The 2,160-nt window shown below is 73.8% G+C and carries 3 protein-coding genes; all 3 read left to right on the top strand.

Annotated features, from left to right (window positions below; all coding sequences use genetic code 11):
• A partial coding sequence (locus H5J33_RS32285; protein ID WP_220212956.1) for a streptophobe family protein occupies positions 1-586 on the top strand: 586 nt, incomplete at its 5' end.
• A gap of 68 nt (positions 587-654) precedes the next feature.
• Complete coding sequence (locus H5J33_RS32280) at positions 655-1,395, top strand: response regulator transcription factor (RefSeq protein WP_181798279.1); 741 nt, start codon at positions 655-657, stop codon at positions 1,393-1,395.
• A gap of 35 nt (positions 1,396-1,430) precedes the next feature.
• Positions 1,431-2,160, top strand: a 730-nt coding sequence (locus tag H5J33_RS32275; RefSeq protein WP_181798278.1) for a HAMP domain-containing protein, incomplete at its 3' end; no start/stop codon positions are given.

Here is a 2,160-nt window from a genome sequence, read left to right as displayed (position 1 = left end):
GGCGGGTACCTCCTGGGAGGCGGGGGTGCGGCGGCTGCGGCCCGAGGGCGGAGGGATGGCCGGCATGCTCGGCGCGGGGGAGCAGGACGGCGCGGCCGACCGGGACCGTGTGGTGGACCTCGGACATTGGGCGGGCGCCGGCGTACCACTGTGGGTGATCGGATTGCTGCTCACCCTGCTCCTGCTCCTGATCGCCGGATACGTCGCCGCCGCCCGCGCCCCGGCCCGCACCGCGCGGGAGGACGCCGACTCACTCCTGGGCCGCCACGCCGACACCGCCCTGCGCATGGGCATCGCGGTCGGTGCCGCGACGGTCGTGCTCCCCTACCTCGCGCGCGGCTCACTGCGCCTCGGCGTCAGCCTCATGGGCAGCGAGATGGGCGGCCTGCGCGTCGGCCTCGACACGAGCCCCCGGCTGTCCGCGCTCACCGCGTTCGTCGCGGCCGCCCTCGCCGCGTACGGCGGAAGCCGCCTCCAGGGCCGACGGGCACGGCGCCGCGAACGCCCCGCGCGAGCGTCCGGTACCGCGTCCAGGCGCCGCGCCTCCACGTCGGACCCGGACCCCTCAGGTCATGTGATCTCCTGAGATGAACGTTGAACAACCCCCGCGAGAAGCGGCACCGTGGCATCGGGGAAAGGCGGCGAACCACGACCATGGCGGCACTGACACCTCCTCCGCGCACCGCAGGCCGCCCGGACCACCTGCTCGTCGTCGACGACGAGCCCACCGTCCGGGAGCTGCTGCGCACCGCCCTGCGCTACGCCGGGTTCGACGTCGATGCCGCCGCCACCGGCCGGGAAGCCCTCGACCTGGCCGCGCGGCACGCGCCCGACCTGGTCCTCCTGGACGTCATGCTCCCGGACATGGACGGCTTCGAGGTGATCCGCCGGTTGCGCGCCCAGCCCCGCTCGCCCCTGCCCGGCCGGGGCGGCGACGTGCCGGTCCTCTTCGTCACCGCGCGCGAGGACCGGCAGGACCGGCTGCACGGACTGCGCCTCGGCGGCGACGACTACGTCACCAAGCCCTTCGACCTGGAGGAGCTGATCGCCCGCATCCACGCCGTACTGCGCCGCACCCGGGGCGAGTCGCCGGCCCGCCTCACCGTCGGCGATCTGCACCTCGACCCCGACAGCCACCACGTCACCCGGGCGGGGCGGACCGTACGGCTGTCCCCGACCGAGTTCCGCCTCCTGCACTTCCTGGTCGCCAACGCCGGACGCACCATGTCGAAGAGCCGGATCCTGGACAGTGTGTGGGAATACGACTTCGGCGGCGACCCCAGCATCGTCGACACCTACATCAGCTACCTGCGCCGCAAGGTCGACACCGACGGGCCCAAACTCATCCACACCGTGCGCGGCGTCGGCTACGTCATCCGCGAGCCCCGGCCGTGAGGCGCTTCCCTTCACCCGGGGTGTGGCTCGGCCGGATGTCGCTGCGCACCCGTCTGCTGTGCCTGTCCGTCGCGCTGGTCGCCGTCGGCCTGCTCGGCACGGGACTGCTCGTCACCACGGCCCTGCGCGGCTACCTCCAGGACCGTGTGGACGACCGGCTCGTCCTGACCGGACAGATCGCCGCCCGGCTGGCACCGCCGTCCGGCGCCGGCACCCCGCCGAGCGTGCGCGCCCTCAGCGTGCTCGGCGACACGACCGTCACGTACGTGGACGACACCGGCGCCACCCGCAGGACCTTCGACGCCAGCACCGCACCTCCGGGCGGCGGCCCCGAGCTGCCCCGCCTCGACCGTGCCACCGTCCTCGCCCATCGAGGTCGTCCCTTCACCGCCCCCGCGCGCGACGGCGAGCACAACTGGCGGGTCATCGCCCTGACCCAGCCCGCCCAGGTCTTCCCCCCGGACAGCTCCGCGTCCCACGGCAGCGTCGTCGTGGCCACCTCCCTCGAAGAGGTGCACCGCACCGTCACCAAGACCCGCAACCTCTCCCTGACGGCAGGCGCGGTGCTGCTCGCGATCCTGGGCGTCGCCGGCTGGTTCGCCGTGCGCTCCGGACTGCGCCCCCTGATCCGGATCGAGGAGACCGCGACAGCGATCACCGCCGGCGACTACTCCCACCGCGTCCCCGAAGTGGCCGCCCCGAACACCGAGGTGGGACGCCTGACCACCTGCCTCAACCAGATGCTCGGCCGCATCGACACCGCCT

The organism is Streptomyces sp. WELS2, assembly GCF_013870595.1.
In the GTDB taxonomy this organism is placed as follows: Bacteria; Actinomycetota; Actinomycetes; order Streptomycetales; family Streptomycetaceae; genus Streptomyces.
The sequence above is the reverse complement of the archived record's forward strand: the minus strand, read 5'-3'. Positions and strand labels throughout refer to the sequence as shown.

Excerpts from the sequence above, each read along its gene's own strand:
- H5J33_RS32280 (WP_181798279.1), top strand. The coding sequence starts at position 655 with ATGGCGGCACTGACACCTCCTCCGCGCACCGCAGGCCGCCCGGACCAC.